The organism is Caulobacter mirabilis, from assembly GCF_002749615.1.
GTDB classification, from domain to species: Bacteria; Pseudomonadota; Alphaproteobacteria; order Caulobacterales; family Caulobacteraceae; genus Caulobacter; species Caulobacter mirabilis.
On sequence record NZ_CP024201.1, the window covers coordinates 4,245,067 to 4,259,449 of the forward strand.

Annotated in this window: 13 protein-coding genes; 4 read left to right on the forward strand and 9 right to left on the reverse strand. The window is 70.7% G+C overall.

Annotated features, from left to right (window positions below; all coding sequences use genetic code 11):
* Nucleotides 1–42: 42 nt before the first annotated feature.
* The 3 genes from CSW64_RS20190 (at nucleotide 43) to CSW64_RS20200 (ending at nucleotide 2,484) form a co-directional block, all read left to right on the forward strand.
* On the forward strand, nucleotides 43–675 hold the full coding sequence (locus CSW64_RS20190) for a TetR/AcrR family transcriptional regulator (protein WP_099623786.1): 633 nt from the start codon (nucleotides 43–45) through the stop codon (nucleotides 673–675).
* A 72-nt stretch (nucleotides 676–747) separates the two neighbouring features.
* On the forward strand, nucleotides 748–987 hold the full coding sequence (locus CSW64_RS20195; RefSeq protein WP_099623787.1) for a DUF6356 family protein: 240 nt from the start codon (nucleotides 748–750) through the stop codon (nucleotides 985–987).
* A gap of 87 nt (nucleotides 988–1,074) precedes the next feature.
* Nucleotides 1,075–2,484 (forward strand): amino acid permease, encoded by a 1,410-nt coding sequence (locus CSW64_RS20200; RefSeq protein WP_099623788.1) that lies wholly within the window; start codon nucleotides 1,075–1,077, stop codon nucleotides 2,482–2,484.
* Here CSW64_RS20200 and hutG read toward each other — a convergent pair.
* The 5 genes from hutG to CSW64_RS20225 all read right to left on the reverse strand — a co-directional run bounded on the left by hutG (nucleotide 2,481) and on the right by CSW64_RS20225 (nucleotide 8,641).
* Nucleotides 2,481–3,275, reverse strand: coding sequence for an N-formylglutamate deformylase (hutG, locus tag CSW64_RS20205; protein WP_099623789.1), 795 nt, complete (start codon nucleotides 3,273–3,275; stop codon nucleotides 2,481–2,483). The two genes, CSW64_RS20200 and hutG, sit on opposite strands and share 4 nt — an antisense overlap.
* A 131-nt stretch (nucleotides 3,276–3,406) precedes the next feature.
* Nucleotides 3,407–4,918 carry a histidine ammonia-lyase gene (hutH, locus tag CSW64_RS20210; RefSeq protein ID WP_099623790.1) on the reverse strand — a complete coding sequence of 504 codons (1,512 nt, stop codon included), beginning with the start codon at nucleotides 4,916–4,918 and terminating at the stop codon, nucleotides 3,407–3,409.
* Nucleotides 4,918–6,600: a urocanate hydratase gene (hutU, locus tag CSW64_RS20215; protein ID WP_099623791.1), complete on the reverse strand. Its 1,683-nt coding sequence runs from the start codon at nucleotides 6,598–6,600 to the stop codon at nucleotides 4,918–4,920. The genes hutH and hutU overlap by 1 nt, the downstream gene beginning before the upstream one ends.
* Nucleotides 6,597–7,313, reverse strand: a complete 717-nt coding sequence (hutC, locus tag CSW64_RS20220) for a histidine utilization transcriptional repressor HutC (RefSeq protein ID WP_099623792.1) — start codon at nucleotides 7,311–7,313, stop codon at nucleotides 6,597–6,599. Before hutC ends, hutU begins: the two co-directional genes overlap by 4 nt.
* Nucleotides 7,310–8,641: a formimidoylglutamate deiminase gene (locus CSW64_RS20225; RefSeq protein ID WP_099623793.1), complete on the reverse strand. Its 1,332-nt coding sequence runs from the start codon at nucleotides 8,639–8,641 to the stop codon at nucleotides 7,310–7,312. Before CSW64_RS20225 ends, hutC begins: the two co-directional genes overlap by 4 nt.
* 66 nt (nucleotides 8,642–8,707) lie before the next feature.
* Here CSW64_RS20225 and hutI point away from each other — a divergent pair, with 66 nt between their 5' ends.
* Nucleotides 8,708–9,922 carry an imidazolonepropionase gene (gene hutI, locus CSW64_RS20230; protein WP_099623794.1) on the forward strand — a complete coding sequence of 405 codons (1,215 nt, stop codon included), beginning with the start codon at nucleotides 8,708–8,710 and terminating at the stop codon, nucleotides 9,920–9,922.
* Nucleotides 9,923–9,926: 4 nt separating this feature from the next.
* Here the strand turns inward: hutI and CSW64_RS20235 are convergent, their stop codons facing one another.
* Genes CSW64_RS20235 through CSW64_RS20250 form a run of 4 tightly spaced genes read right to left on the reverse strand, consistent with a single transcriptional unit; the run spans nucleotide 9,927 to nucleotide 14,374 of the window.
* Nucleotides 9,927–10,868, reverse strand: coding sequence for a type II secretion system F family protein (locus CSW64_RS20235; protein WP_099623795.1), 942 nt, complete (start codon nucleotides 10,866–10,868; stop codon nucleotides 9,927–9,929).
* Nucleotides 10,869–10,872: 4 nt separating this feature from the next.
* A complete protein-coding gene (locus tag CSW64_RS20240; protein WP_099623796.1) occupies nucleotides 10,873–11,835 on the reverse strand; it encodes a type II secretion system F family protein in 963 nt (320 codons plus the stop codon).
* On the reverse strand, nucleotides 11,835–13,223 hold the full coding sequence (locus CSW64_RS20245) for a TadA family conjugal transfer-associated ATPase (RefSeq protein ID WP_099623797.1): 1,389 nt from the start codon (nucleotides 13,221–13,223) through the stop codon (nucleotides 11,835–11,837). The genes CSW64_RS20240 and CSW64_RS20245 overlap by 1 nt, the downstream gene beginning before the upstream one ends.
* Entirely contained in the window at nucleotides 13,223–14,374 is a 1,152-nt protein-coding gene (locus CSW64_RS20250; RefSeq protein WP_099623798.1) for a CpaE/TadZ family protein, read from the reverse strand. Before CSW64_RS20250 ends, CSW64_RS20245 begins: the two co-directional genes overlap by 1 nt.
* Between the last annotated feature and the right edge of the window lie 9 nt (nucleotides 14,375–14,383).

Genomic DNA, 14,383 nt, shown 5'->3' on the forward strand with positions numbered 1-14,383 from the left:
GTCTGTTGCGGCGCAACATCGCAACCCCTAGATCACTGCCTGATGTCCGTAGCTCTGTCCGCCTCGCGTGATACCCCCAAGTCCCGCCGCACCCGCGCCCGGATTCTGGACGAAGCCGTCCGCGTGATCGCCCATCAGGGCTATGCGGCGACCACCAACGCCGCCGTGGCCGAGGCGGCTGGGATCACCCGCGGGGCGATGCTCTACCATTTCCCGACGCGCGAGAGCCTGCTCGAGGCGACGATCGGCTACATCCAGGCGCAGCGCGCGGCGCTGTTCCGCAGCGCGACCGAGAGTCTGCCCACCGGCGGCGACGTCACCGAACACGCCATCGAGAGCTACTGGGAACTGCTGCATCGCGATCCGTTCGTCGCCTTCGCCGAGCTGGAGGCCGCCGCCCGCACCGACCCGATGATCCGCGACCTGCTGGCGCCGGCCCAGGCCGAGTTCGATCGGGCCCAGATCGGCGATCATTTCCTGAAGATGCTGCACGCCGGCGCCGGCCCTCGCTTCCAGGCCAGCCGCGACCTCGCCCGCTTCATGCTCGAGGGCATGGCCCGCGCCAACGTCACCTATGACCGCGACGAACGGGTCGAGCGGCTGCTGGCGGTGATCAAGCGCGCGACGCACATGCTGAACCGGAAGGGCGGCGTCACCGACATCTGGCCGGAATAGTCCCGCCCGGGCCGTTGACCCGGCGCCCGGCGCGGGTCATGTGTTGAAGCCTCCCGTGATTTCGGAGGCGTCATGAACCCGTTCACCCAGCACCCCAACTCGGTCGGCGAGACCTATGGCGAGCATTTCGGCGTCGCCACCCGATTCGGCGGCAAGTTGATCGTCGCGGGCGTATGCTCCGTGCTGCACGGCGTCTTCCCCTGGATGTTCGAGACCACCGGCAGCCGCACGGTGAAGACCCTCTATCACCAGATCAGCGGCCGCGGCCCGGCCCAGCACGGCGCCGGGGAGTGGGAGGGCGCGGGGGTCTGACCCCGGCCTGACGCTGCGGCAAACGAAAGACTTGGCGAGGTCGCCCGGTTGGGAGCAAGGTCCCCCATTGTTCAATGGGGGCCATAGATGAGTTTCCTCACCCGCCGCACCGCCATCGACGGCGACGTCGGCCACACCGCCGGCTCCGGCCTGCGCGCGACCCTGGGCTGGCCGCACCTGGTCGCCCTGGGCGTCGGCGCCATCGTCGGCACCGGCATCTACACCCTGACCGGCGAAGCCGCGGGCCTGGCGGGCCCAGGCGCGATGCTGGCCTTCCTGATCGCCGGCGCCGTCTGCGCCGCCGCCGCCCTCTGCTACGCCGAGATGGCCACCCTGATGCCCCGCGCGGGTAGCGCCTACACCTACAGCTACGCCGTCATGGGCGAGACCACCGCCTGGGTGGTCGGCTGGAGCCTGATCCTCGAGTACACGGTCGTCTGCGCCGCCGTGGCGGTCGGCTGGGCCGGCTACGCTTCCGGCCTGATCCTGCAGTACTGGCCCGACGCGCCCAAGGCGCTGATGGCCGGGCCGCACGCCGGCGGGATCATCAACCTGCCCGCGGTGTTCATCGCCATGATCGTCGCCGGCCTGCTGGCCCTGGGCACGCGCGAGAGCGCGCGGGTCAACTTCGTGCTGGTCATCGTCAAGCTGATCGCCCTGGCCGGCTTCATCGCCCTGGCCCTGCCCGCCTTCAACGGCGCTCATTTCACGCCCTTCATGCCGCACGGTTTCTGGCCGCATGAGGTCGACGGCGTGAAGATGGGGGTGATGGCCGCCGCGGCGATCATCTTCTTCGCCTTCTACGGCTTCGACGCCATCTCCACCGCCTCGGAGGAGACCAAGAATCCGGCTCGCGACCTGACCATCGGCATCGTCGGCTCGATGGTGCTGTGCACGCTGATCTACATGGGCGTCGCCGCCGCCGCGATCGGCGCCATGCTGCCCGCGGACTTCGCCAAGAGCCCCGAGCCCCTGGCCCACATCATCCGCGAACTCGGCCATCCCACCGCCGCGCAGCTGATCGGCCTGGCCGCGGTGATCGCCATGCCCACGGTGATCATGGTGTTCATGTTCGGCCAGACCCGGGTGTTCTTCGCCATGGCCCGCGACGGCCTGCTGCCCAAGGCGCTGTCCCGCGTGAACGCCAAGACCGGCACGCCGGTGCTGGTCACCCTGTTCACCGGCCTGATCGCCTCGATCCTCGGCGGCCTGCTGCCGCTGGGAGAAATCGTGTCGCTGGCCAACGCCGGCACGCTGGCGGCCTTCATCGCCACGGCCCTGTCGATGATGATCCTGCGGCGCAAGGAGCCGGCCCGACCGCGGCGGTTCAAGACCCCGCTGTGGTTCATCACCGGCCCGTTCGCGATCCTGGGCTGCCTCTACCTATTCGCGGGCCTGCCCAGCAAAACCTGGCTGTTCTTCCTGATCTGGAACGCCATCGGCCTGCTGGTCTACCTGGCCTACGGCCGGACCAAGAGCAACCTGGCCAAGTCCTAGTCGTCCAGAAGGTCCCCGAGGGCGTCGAGCGCCGCCTCCATGGCGCTCTCGAGGACCGGACGCAGGCGCGCGGCGCGGGCCGGATCGATCGTCCGCGTCGCCTCGTCCAGATGGGTGGTCTTGGCCAGCTCCATCTGGATGGCGTGCACGCCCTGGGCCGGCGCGCCGTAGTTCCGGGTGATGAACCCGCCCTTGAAGCGGCCGTCGAGCACCGCGTTGAAGCCGCTGGCGCGCATCACGCCGAAAGCCGCCTGGCGGGCTTCCATCCCGCAGGCTGCGCCGTCCACGGTGCCCATGTTCAGGTCCGGCAGCGTCCCCTCGAACAGCTTCGGCACGACCGCGTCGATCGAATGGGCGTCCCACAGCAGAGCGAAGCCGTGCCGCGCCACGGCGGCGTCGACTGCGGCGCGCAGGGCGTCGTGATAGGGCCGCCAGTAGCGGTCACGCCGGACTTTGACCTCGGCGTCGTCGGGCGTCGCGCCCAGATAGACGGGTTCGCCGTGGAAGGTCTCGAAGGGGACCAGACCAGCGCCCCACTGGCCCGGGTACAGCGGCTTGTTGTCCGGCGGTCGGTTGACGTCGACCACCAGCCGCGACCACCGCGCCCGCACCGTCGACGCGCCCAGCTCCTCCACGAAGTCGTAGAGGGTCGGCTGCTCGAAGTCGGTGTCGTCCAGCCGCAGGGCGGCCGGCGTCATCCGCGCAGCGATCTCGTCGGGAACATCGGTTCCCACGTGGGGGAAGCTGACGATCAGCGGGCTGTCGCCCCGGGCAGCATAGACGTCGGTCATTCAATGCGTCCTTCGAGACGCGATCCTGAGGGATCGCTCCTCAGGATGACGATCTCCGTGAATGCGTCATGGTGAGGAGCGAGCTTCAACCGACCCCGGACTTGATCCGGGGGCTCGAACCACGCAAGGCCTCAGTGCTGCAGCATGCCCTCGAAAGCGCCGTCGAGCACCAGCTTCGTCACCGCGGCGATGTCGGGGGCGAAGTAGCGGTCGCGGTCGTAGCTGGCGGCGGCGGTGCGGATCAGGGCGTGGGCCTTCTCCAGCGTCGCCGACGAACGCAGCGGACGGCGGAAGTCGACGCCCTGGGCGGCCGACAGCAACTCCACCGCGACGATGGCGGCGCTGTTCTCGGCCATCTGGGTCAGACGGCGGCCGGCGTAGGTCGCCATGGAGACGTGGTCTTCCTGGTTGGCGCTGGTCGGCAGGCTGTCGGTGCTGGACGGGTGGCTGAGGCCCTTGTTCTCCGACGCCAGGGCCGCGGCGGTGACCTGAGCGATCATGAAGCCCGAGTTCACCCCCGGCTCGGCGACCAGGAAAGCCGGCAGGCCGCTCATCACCGGATCGACCAGCAGGGCGATGCGGCGCTCGCTGAGCGCGCCGATCTCGGAGATGGCCAGGGCGATGGTGTCGGCGGCGAAGGCCACCGGCTCGGCGTGGAAGTTGCCGCCCGACAGCGCTTCTTCCGTTTCCGGGAAGACCAGAGGGTTGTCGGTCACCGCGCCCGCCTCGATCAGCAGGGTCCGAGCCGCGTTCTCCAGCAGGTCGAGGGCGGCGCCCATGACCTGGGGCTGGCAGCGCAGGCTGTAGGGATCCTGCACCCGGTCGCAGCCGATATGGCTGTCACGGATGCCGCTGCCGGCGATCAGGGTGCGCAGCATGGCCGCCACGGCGATCTGGCCCGGCTGGCCGCGGGCGGCGTGGATGCGCGGATCGAACGGCGTGTCGCTGCCGGCGGCGGCGTCGACGCTGAGGCCGCCCGCCACCAGGGCCGCGGCGAACACCCGGCGGGCCAGGACCAGGCCCTTCAGCGCCAGGGCCGTCGAGGCCTGGGTGCCGTTGATCAGAGCCAGGCCTTCCTTGGCGCGCAGCTCGATCGGCTCGAGGCCGGCGCGGCGCAGGCCTTCCTCGGCGGAGATGACCTCGCCGCCCGCCCGCATCTGGCCGACGCCGAGCAGGGCGGCGGACATGTGCGCCAGCGGCGCAAGGTCGCCCGAGGCGCCGACCGATCCCTTTTCCGGAATGACCGGCAGGATATCGGTCTCGAGGAGGCGGATCAGCATGTCGATCAGCTGCGGCCGCACGCCGGAGAAGCCGCGCGACAGGCCGGCGATCTTGAGCATCAGGATCAGCCGCACGGCGTCGTCGGGCAGCGGCGCGCCGACGCCGCAGCTGTGCGACAGGATCAGGTTGCGCTGCAGCTCGGCCAGCTGCTCAGGGCGAATGGTTTGCTTGGCCAACAGGCCGAAGCCGGTGTTGACCCCATAGACCGTACGGCCGTCGGCCAGGATGGCCTCGATGGTGGCGGCGGAGTCGGCGATGGCCTTCTCAGCCGCGGCGGCGATCTTCACGGACACCGGACCGGCCAGGGCCGCCTCGATGTCCTGCAGGACCAGATTGGGTTCGCCGAGGAGGACGGTGCGCATCAGCGGGCCCCCTTCTGGGTTTCGGGCAGGCTGGGCAGGTCGAGGCCCTGCTCGCGGGCGTGGTCGACCGCGATGTCGTAGCCGGCGTCGGCATGGCGCATCACGCCGGTGCCGGGGTCGTTCCACAGGACGCGGCCGAGCCGCTTGGCGGCCTCCGGCGTGCCGTCGGCCACGATGACCACGCCCGAGTGCTGGCTGTAGCCCATGCCGACCCCGCCGCCGTGGTGCAGCGACACCCAGGTGGCGCCGCCGGCGGTGTTGAGCAGGGCGTTCAGCAGCGGCCAGTCTGACACCGCGTCCGAGCCGTCCTGCATGGCCTCGGTCTCGCGGTTGGGGCTGGCGACCGAGCCGCTGTCCAGGTGGTCGCGGCCGATCACGACCGGGGCCTTCAGCTCGCCGCTGGCGACCATCTCGTTGAACTTCAGGCCCGCGCGATGGCGATCGCCCAGGCCAATCCAGCAGATCCGCGCGGGCAGGCCCTGGAACGCGATCCGCTCCTTGGCCATGTCCAGCCAGCGGTGCAGGTGCTTGTTCTCGGGGAACAGCTCCTTCATCGCCTGGTCGGTCTTGTAGATGTCCTCCGGATCACCCGAGAGGGCGGCCCAGCGGAACGGGCCGACGCCCTTGCAGAACAGCGGGCGGATGTAGGCCGGCACGAAGCCCGGGAAGGCGAAAGCGTCCTTCAGCCCCTCGTCCAGGGCGACCTGGCGGATGTTGTTGCCGTAGTCGACGGTGGGAACCCCCATCGCATGGAAGTCCAGCATCGCCTGCACGTGCTCGACGATCGAGGCGCGGGCGGCGCGGTCCACCGAGGCCGGGTCGGCGGCGCGGGCGGTCTCCCACTGCTCGACGGTCCAACCCTTGGGCAGGTAGCCGTTGAAGGTGTCGTGGGCGCTGGTCTGGTCGGTGACGATGTCCGGGCGGACGCCGCGGCGGACCAGTTCGGGGAAGATCTCGGCGGCGTTGCCCAGCAGGCCGATCGAGACGGCGCGGCCTTCGGCCTTGGCGCGGTCCAGACGGGCCAGGGCGTCGTCCAGGTCCTCGGTCGCCTCGTCGAGATACCGGGTCTCCAGGCGGCGCTCGATGCAGCGGCGCTGGCATTCGACGGCCAGCATCGACGCGCCGGCCATGGTCGCGGCCAGCGGCTGGGCGCCGCCCATGCCGCCCAGGCCGCCGGTCAGGATCCAGCGACCGGCGAGGTCGCCGCCGTAGTGCTGGCGGCCGGCCTCGGCGAAGGTCTCGTAGGTGCCTTGGACGATCCCCTGGCTGCCGATGTAGATCCAGCTGCCGGCGGTCATCTGGCCGTACATGGCCAGGCCCTTCTTATCCAGTTCGTGGAAATGCTCCCAGGTCGCCCACTTGGGGACCAGATTGGAGTTGGCGATGAGCACGCGCGGGGCGTCCGGATGGGTCGGGAAGACGCCGACCGGCTTGCCCGACTGGACCAGCAGCGTCTGGTCGTCCTCGAGCCGCTTCAGCACCTCGACGATGCGGTCGAAGCTGGCCCAGTCGCGGGCCGCCTTGCCGATGCCGCCGTAGACGACCAGGTCCTCGGGCCGCTCGGCCACGTCGGGATCCAGATTATTCATCAGCATACGGAGCGCCGCTTCGGTCAGCCAGGACTTGGCGGTGCGTTCGGTCCCGCGATCGGCTCGAACGATGCGGCTGTTGGTCGTGCTCAAGGGAGATCTCCGAAGCGGCCGGCCAGCTGGAAGGCGTGGCCGGGATGGATCAGGCGGGCGGCGGAGGCGACCTGCCCCCGGCTCCAGGTTCTGCGGGCGACGGTCAGGACCGGCGCGTCGGCGGGTATGCGCAGCAGTCCCGCGGTGCGGGCGTCGGCGGCCTCGGCCCGCACGATCTGCTCGCCGGCCTCGATGGGCGCGGCGGCGAGCAGGTGGGCGGCGGGCGTGCCGGACGAGAAATCCTGCGTCAGATAGTCGGGGGCGATGGCCGGGTTGACCCACCGTCGCTCCAACTGGATCGGCGCGGCGTCCTCGAAGTGGATGATCTCAGACCGGAACACGGTCGCGCCGGCGGCCATGCCGAAGCGTTCGGCCATCTCGGCGTCGAGCACGGCGGCTTCCAGGGCCACCACCTCGGCGCGCCAGGCGCGGCCGCGAGCGGCGACCTCGGCGGCGATGTCGCGGATCTCCAGCGGGTGGCTTTCGGCCAGGGGCTCGCCGGCCACGAAGGCGCCGACGCCGGCCTTGCGCACGATCAGCCCCTCGCGGGTCAGCTCGTCCAGAGCCCGGCGGATGGTCATGCGGGCGACGCCCAGCTCGCGCACCAGCTCGTGCTCCGAGGCGATGCGGTCGCCGGCGCGCCAGCGGCCGGTGCGGATGTTGCTCAGGACGTGCCGCTTCACCCGGGCCCAGACCGGCTGGGCGGCGGTCATTCCGACAGCTCCCGGACGGCCTGGCGATAGCGGGCGGCGATGGCCTCGCGGGCGATGTGACGGCCGCCCTCGACGATGCGCCTGCCGCCCGACCAGACCTGGTCGATCCCGCCCGAACCGCTGAACACCAGGCTGTCGAGGATCAGGTCGCCCGGCCGCTCGACCAGGGTCGGATGGCTCTCGTCCAGCACGACCAGGTCGCAGCGGGCCCCCACGGCGATCTCGCCGGTCTTCAAGCCGGTCGGATTGGCCCCGGCCCGCGCCGCCGACAACCACAGGCCGGCGCCGACGTGTTCGCCAGTCCCGCCGCTGAGGGTCCGCTTGCGCAGCTGCAGCCGGCGGCCGTACTCGAACCAGCGCAGCTCCTCGGCGACGTTGGTCGTGACGTGGCTGTCCGAGCCGATGCCGAAGCGCCCGCCCGCGCCCAGGAAGGCGTCGGCGTTGAAGAAGCCGTCGCCCAGATTGCCTTCCGTCGACGGGCACAGCGCCACGGTCGAGCCGGCGCGCGCCAGACCCGAGGCCTCGGCGTCGGTCATGTGGGTGGCGTGGACCAGGGTCCAGCGGCTGGACATCGGCGCGTTGGCCAGCAGCCATTCCACCGGCCGCGCGCCGGACCAGGCCAGGCAGTCGTCGACCTCGCCGGTCTGTTCCGCGGCGTGGATGTGGATCGGCAGGACCGGGTCGACCGCCGCCAGGACGTCGCGGATCTGCTCCGGCGTCACGGCGCGCAGGCTGTGGAAGGCGAAGGCCTCGGCCTTGCTCAGCTCCAGCAGGCGCAGGAACTGGTCGGTGGTCTTGATGAAGCGGCGCTGGCCCGGCTTGGGCGGCAGGCCGCCGAAGCTGCTGTGGCTGTAGAGCACCGGGGCCAGGGTCAGGCCGAAGCCCGCCGCCTCCGCCGCCCGGCGGTGCGCGTGAGCGGTCTCGGCCGGGTCGGCGTAGGCCTGCCCCGTCGGGTCGTTGTGCAGGTAGTGGAACTCGACGATGCCGCTGTAGCCGCCCTCGGCCAGCTCCGCGTAGAGCATGGCGGCGATGGCCTCCATCTGCTCGGGCGTGATGCGGTCGAGGAAGCGGTACATCGCCTCGCGCCAGGCCCAGAAGTCCTCGACGCCGGCCTTGGCCCGCTCGGCCAGGCCAGCCATGGCCCGCTGGAAGGCGTGGCTGTGCAGGTTGGTGACGGCGGGAACGACGGCGCCGGCGATTCGCTCGGCGTCGCCCTGCGGGACGCCGGTTTCGATCGCCGTGATCACGCCGCCCTCGACGGTCAGACGGACATTGTCCGCCCAGCCCTGGGGCAATCTCGCTCGGTTCAGATGAAGATGATTGGCCAAGTTGTCTAATCCTGTCTAGACAGGTGCACCCTATCCACGAACCGGCAGGGATGGCAAGACAGCGATATGCAGCGGATCGATCTTCTTCTCACCGACTGCCGCGCCGCGACCATGGTCGCTGGCGGCGAGCCCTACGGCGCGATCGAGGACGCCGCGGTGGCGATCGACGGCGGCCGCATCGTCTGGATCGGCCCGCGCGCCGACCTGCCCGAGTTTTCGCCGATCAACACCGCCCGCCTGGACGGCCGCTGGATCACGCCCGGCCTCGTCGACTGCCACACCCACCTGGTGTTCGGCGGCGACCGCATCGGCGAGTTCGAGGCCCGGCTGGGCGGCACGACCTACGAGGAGATCGCCAAGGCGGGCGGCGGAATCCGCTCCTCCGTGGCCGCCACCCGCGCCGCCGACGAAGCCGAGCTGATCCGGCGCGGCCGCCGTCGCCTGGCCAACTTCGTCGCCGAGGGCGTGACCACGATCGAGATCAAGTCCGGCTACGGCCTGGACCCCGAAGCCGAGCTGAAGATGCTGCGCGCCGCCCGCTACCTGGACGGCGACGTGCGGGTGGTGACCAGCTTCCTGGGCCTGCACGCCGTGCCCAAGGATCAGGACCGCGACGCCTATGTCTCGCAGATGATCGACGAGGTCCTGCCCCGCGCGGCGGCGGAGGGCCTGGCCGACATCGTCGACGCCTATCTGGAGGGCATCGCCTTCACGCCCGACGAGGTCTCGCGTCTGTTCGACAAGGCCAAGGCCCTGGGCCTGCCGGTGCGGCTGCACGCCGACCAACTGACCGACGGCGGCGGCGCGGCGTTGGCGGCGAAGCACGGGGCGCTGTCGGCCGACCATCTGGAATACACCGGCCAGGCCGGTGTCGAGGCCCTGGCCAAGGCGGGAACCGTCGCGGTGCTGCTGCCGGGAGCCTTCGTCGCCCTGGCCGAGACCCAGAAGCCTCCGGTCGAAGCCCTGCGCGCGGCCGGGGCGGACATGGCGGTGGCCAGCGACTGCAACCCCGGCACCTCGCCGCTGCTGTCGCTGCGCGCCGCGATGCACCTGGCCTGCGTCCAGTTCAAGCTGACCCCGGAGGAGGCCATCGCCGGCGCCACCCGCAACGCCGCCAAGGCCCTGGGCCTGGCCGCCGAGACCGGGACGCTGGAGGTCGGGAAGCTGGCCGATATCGCGGTTTGGGACATCGAGCGCCCGGCGGAGCTCTGCTACTGGCTGGGCGGCGCCTTGCTGCACAAGAGCTGGCGCGCAGGCCGGCCGATCGTGACGCGGAACTAGCGCGTCACTTCATCAGCGTCTGGCTGATCCGATACGCCGCGGGAAGCATCAGCACCCCCATCAGACAGGGGAAGATGAACAGGATCAGCGGCACCATCAGCTTGGCCGGCAGGGCCATGGCCTTCTCCTCCGCGCGCAGCATGCGCTTGGCGCGCATGTCGTCGGAGAAGACCGCCAGGGTCTCGCCCAGGCTGGTGCCCATCTCTTCCGCCTGACGCAGCATGGTGGCCAGCGAGCGGGCCTCCTCGATCCCCAGGCGCTCGGCGAACGAGGCCCAGGCGTCCTTGCGGGCCCGGCCGGCGCGCAGCTCCAGCGTCAGGAACTTCAGATGCTCGGCCAGGTGCGGATAGCGGCGGACCAGCTCGTCGGTCACGCGATTGACGGCGGCGTCCAGCGACAGGCCGGCCTCCACCGACGCGACCAGCAGGTCGAGCAGGTCCGGGAAGCCCTCCATGTATTCGAGCTCGAGCTTGCGCCGCTTGGCCTTCACCACCTGGTCCGGCCCCAGGATGGCCGCGAGCGCAAAACCGGCCGCGGGCAGCAGGGCGATCATCCCCGCGCCCTTGCCCACCACCAGGGGCAGCACCAGGACGGTGGCCACCGTCGCCGCGAACAGGGCCACGGCCTTGGCGCCCAGGTAGATGGCCACGGCCTCGCGGCTGTACCAGCCGGCCTGCACCATGCGCTGGCGAATGGTCGAGATCTGCGCCGGGTCCTGGATCGCCATCCGGTCGCCCAGCCGCTTCACGCCGCTCATCACGCCGCTCACCGCCGCGCTCGGCGCGCCGGCGCCGGAAACAACGACGGCCTGGCCGGCGAGCCGGGCGCGCCGTCGCGCCGTCAGCCTGGCCTCGCGCAGGGCCAGGAACAGGCCCCCGCCCAGCCCCACCGCGATCAGGCCCGCGGCGGCCCAGGTCAGCAGAGTCTGCAGCTGAACAGCGTCCATGGCTTCAGATCCGCATGTCGATCATGCGCCGCATGACCAGGTTGCCGATGAACATCCAGACGCCCAGGACGACCAAGCCGATCTTCACGGGAGTCGCGTGGATGACGGCGCCGTAGAAGTGGGGGGCGGAGACGGTCAGGATGCCCAGGACGCCGAACGGCGCGCCGGTCAGGATCATCGCCGAGGCTCGCCCCTCGCTCGACGCCGCCTTGATCTTCATCCGCATCTTGGCCCGCTCGCGCACGGCCTTGGCGTTCATCTTCAGCAGGCCGGTCAGGTTGCCGCCGGACCTCTCCTGCAGCCGGATGGTGGCCGCGAACAGGTCGACGTCCGGATGGCGGCAGCGGTCGGCGATGCGCCCCACGGCCTGCTCCAGCGTCGCGCCGTAGGCGATCTCGTCCGCCGCCATGCCGAACTCCGATCCCAGCGGGTCGGGCATCTCGCGCCCGACCAGGGCGACGGCCGTCGGCACCGGATGCCCGGCCTCGAGACTGCGCACGATGATCTCCAGCGCGTTCGGCAGCTGGGTCGCGATCGCCTTGGCCCGCGCCTCGGCCTTGAAGTGCAGGAAGGCCAGCGGCAGGGCGATCGAGACGGCCGGCGCCACGGCCAGGGCGATCAGCGGGCTGCGCGTCCAGACGAACAGCAGCAGGAACACCGTCGCCGCCAGGCCGATGACGTACAGGGCCCAGCGCCGAGGCTGGTACGGCACGCCCGATCGCGCGACCATGTCGGACAGCCAGCGCATCATGATGCGGCTGTCGCCGGACTCGCTCAGGCCGCGCTGCTTGCGCAACTCCAGCACCAGTTCGGCCAGCGAGCCGGTCCGTTCGACGACGGCCAACCGCTTGTTGACCTTGCGCCGCGTCCCGGCGGTGCGGACCAGCCCGAGCAGCGCCTGGGCCGCGGTCATCACCGCCGCGAAGACCAGCACCAGGAAGACCCACCGCGGATCGAAATCCGGCATCAGAGCGCCCGCTGCGGGTCGAAGTTGGCGGTGTCGTACTGAATGCCGCGACGCTGCATCTCATCCAGACATCGCGGTCGCAGCCCCGTGGCGCGGAACTCGCCATGCACCGTGCCGTCCGGATCCGTCCGGGTGCGGTTGAACACGAAGATGTCCTGCATCTGCACGACATGGCCTTCCATGCCGGTGATCTCGGTGACGTTCATCACCTTCCGCTTGCCGTCCGACAGGCGCATCACCTGCACCACCATGCCGACGGCGGCGGCGATCTGGCCGCGCACGGCCTCGTTCGAGAGGTTCATGCCGCCCATCGCCACCATCTGCTCCAGGCGGGTGATGGCCTCGCGCGGATTGTTGGCGTGGATGGTGGCCATCGAGCCCTCGTGGCCGGTGTTCATGGCCTGGAGCATGTCGAAAGCCTCTTCCGAGCGCACCTCCCCCAGGATGACGCGGTCGGGACGCATGCGGAGGGCGTTCTTGACCAGCTCGCGCTGCCGGATCTCTCCCTTGCCCTCAATGTTCGGCGGACGGGTCTCCATCCGCACGACATGCGGCTGCTGCAGCTGCAGCTCGGCGGCGTCCTCGATGGTGATCAGGCGTTCGCCGTGGCTGATGGCGGCCGACAGGGCGTTGAGCAGCGTGGTCTTGCCCGAGCCCGTGCCGCCGCTGATCACGGTCGATACCCGGCTGCGGATCGCCCCGTGCAGGAATTCCGCCACGCAGGTCGGCATCGCCCCGACCCCGACCAGCCGTTCGAGGCTGAGCGGCTTCTTGGAGAACTTCCGGATCGAGACGCAGGCGCCGTCGATGGCGATCGGCGCGATGGCGGCGTTGACCCGGCTGCCGTCGGCCAGGCGGGCGTCGACCATCGGCTGGCTTTCGTCAATGCGGCGGCCGACGGCGGCGACGATGCGATTGACGATCCGCAGCAGGTGGTCGTTGTCGCGGAAGCGGATCGGAGTCAGCTCCAGCTCGCCGCGCCGCTCGACGTACACCTGGAACGGACCGTTGATCAGGATGTCGTTGATCGACTCGTCCTTCAGCAGCGGCTCGATCGGCCCCAGGCCGACCATCTCGTCGAATATCTCGGCGCCGAGCTGATCCATTTCACCGCCCGACAGGCCCAGACGGCCATCGCGCGCGAAGTCGCCGACCAGCTTGCGGACCTGGCGGCGCATCTCGCTCTCGTCCAGCTCGCCGAGCTTGGACAGGTCGATCTCCTCGATCAGCTTGCCGTGCAGACGCAGGCGCATGTCGAGCAGTTCGTCGGTCAGGGCGTTCTGCGGCGCCGGCGGCGGGGTCTCGACGATCACGATCGACGCCGCCTCGGGCGCCTCGGCGACCGGCGGCGGCGGAACCGTCGCGCGTCGAAGCGAGAACCGGCTCATCAGGCGGCCCTTCCGTGGCGGGCAGGCGCGACCAGAAGCCGGTCGACCAGGTCGCCGACATCCTTGACGATACGGGACTTGGGCCGGTGCTGGCTGATCGGGCCGCCCAGATTGGCCGAGGCGGCGGCGGCTTCCCAGTCCGAGGTGACCCCGCCGGCGGCCTTGCGCTGCAGCGCCTTCTCGGCTTCGCCCATCGACGGCGCCGGACCGAAGACCCGCTTGGCCAGGCGGTTCAGCACCACCTGCGGCGGCGGCCCGTCGGGCAGGTCGGTCTCGATCTCGGCGGCCAGTGACCGGGCGGCGAGCAGCGCCGGCACGGTCAGTTCGGACACCACCAGCAGCTCATCGGCGCCGCTGATCGCCTCCAGCGTCCAGGCCCGGCGATGGCGCGGCAGATCGACCACGACGACGTCATAGACCTGGCAGGCCACTTCCAGGATGCGCAGGACGGCGTCGGCGGAGGTCGTGTCGAAGGCGGTTGGATCGCGCTCGGCGGCGAGCAGGTCGAAGCCGCCCGGCGCCGACGAGGCGAAGGCGTCCAGGACCGCCGGGTCGATCCGCTCCGGCGCCTGGGAGGCCTTGCCCAGCATCATATTGGCAGAGGCCCCCAGGTAGGCGGCGACAGAGCCGTCGACGAGGTTCAGGTCGATCAGGCAGACGCGGCGCGATCCTGGATGGCGGACCGCCAGGGCGCTGGCGATCTCGATGGCGATGGTGGTCGCCCCCGCGCCGCCCACGGCGCCCGTCACCATCCAGCAGCGGGAGGTCGGACGGGCCGCCGGCGCCGGCTGCGGCAGAGCCAGGCCGGCCGCGGCCACGGCGAGATCCGGCGCGCTGAACGGCGCTTCGAGCACGTCCGACCGCGGCAGCCGCATCAGGTTGCGCACCAGCCCGGCCGGCAGATGCTCGCCGGTCAGCAGGATCGGCGGCGGCGCGGTCGCCTGCCCGAGGGCGGCCACGGCGGCTGAGAGTCCCTCCGGCGCCACGCCGGCGGCGTCGATCACCACCAGATGCGGCGTCTCGTCGAAGGCCCAGCGGCCCTGCAAGAGGTCGATCCCGCCCGTGTCGATCACGGCGTCCCTGAAGGCCTGGCGGCCCATCTCGGCCAGCCCGTCGCCGATGATCAGAATGCGGCGTCCTGCGAAACTCATGACGGGAAC

Excerpts from the sequence above, each read along its gene's own strand:
- CSW64_RS20245 (WP_099623797.1), bottom strand. The coding sequence starts at position 13,223 with ATGAGCCGGTTCTCGCTTCGACGCGCGACGGTTCCGCCGCCGCCGGTC.
- hutG (WP_099623789.1), bottom strand. The coding sequence starts at position 3,275 with ATGACCGACGTCTATGCTGCCCGGGGCGACAGCCCGCTGATCGTCAGC.
- CSW64_RS20200 (WP_099623788.1), top strand. The coding sequence starts at position 1,075 with ATGAGTTTCCTCACCCGCCGCACCGCCATCGACGGCGACGTCGGCCAC.
- hutI (WP_099623794.1), top strand. The coding sequence starts at position 8,708 with ATGCAGCGGATCGATCTTCTTCTCACCGACTGCCGCGCCGCGACCATG.
- CSW64_RS20240 (WP_099623796.1), bottom strand. The coding sequence starts at position 11,835 with ATGCCGGATTTCGATCCGCGGTGGGTCTTCCTGGTGCTGGTCTTCGCG.
- CSW64_RS20190 (WP_099623786.1), top strand. The coding sequence starts at position 43 with ATGTCCGTAGCTCTGTCCGCCTCGCGTGATACCCCCAAGTCCCGCCGC.
- CSW64_RS20195 (WP_099623787.1), top strand. The coding sequence starts at position 748 with ATGAACCCGTTCACCCAGCACCCCAACTCGGTCGGCGAGACCTATGGC.
- hutC (WP_099623792.1), bottom strand. The coding sequence starts at position 7,313 with ATGACCGCCGCCCAGCCGGTCTGGGCCCGGGTGAAGCGGCACGTCCTG.
- hutH (WP_099623790.1), bottom strand. The coding sequence starts at position 4,918 with ATGCGCACCGTCCTCCTCGGCGAACCCAATCTGGTCCTGCAGGACATC.
- CSW64_RS20250 (WP_099623798.1), bottom strand. The coding sequence starts at position 14,374 with ATGAGTTTCGCAGGACGCCGCATTCTGATCATCGGCGACGGGCTGGCC.
- CSW64_RS20235 (WP_099623795.1), bottom strand. The coding sequence starts at position 10,868 with ATGGACGCTGTTCAGCTGCAGACTCTGCTGACCTGGGCCGCCGCGGGC.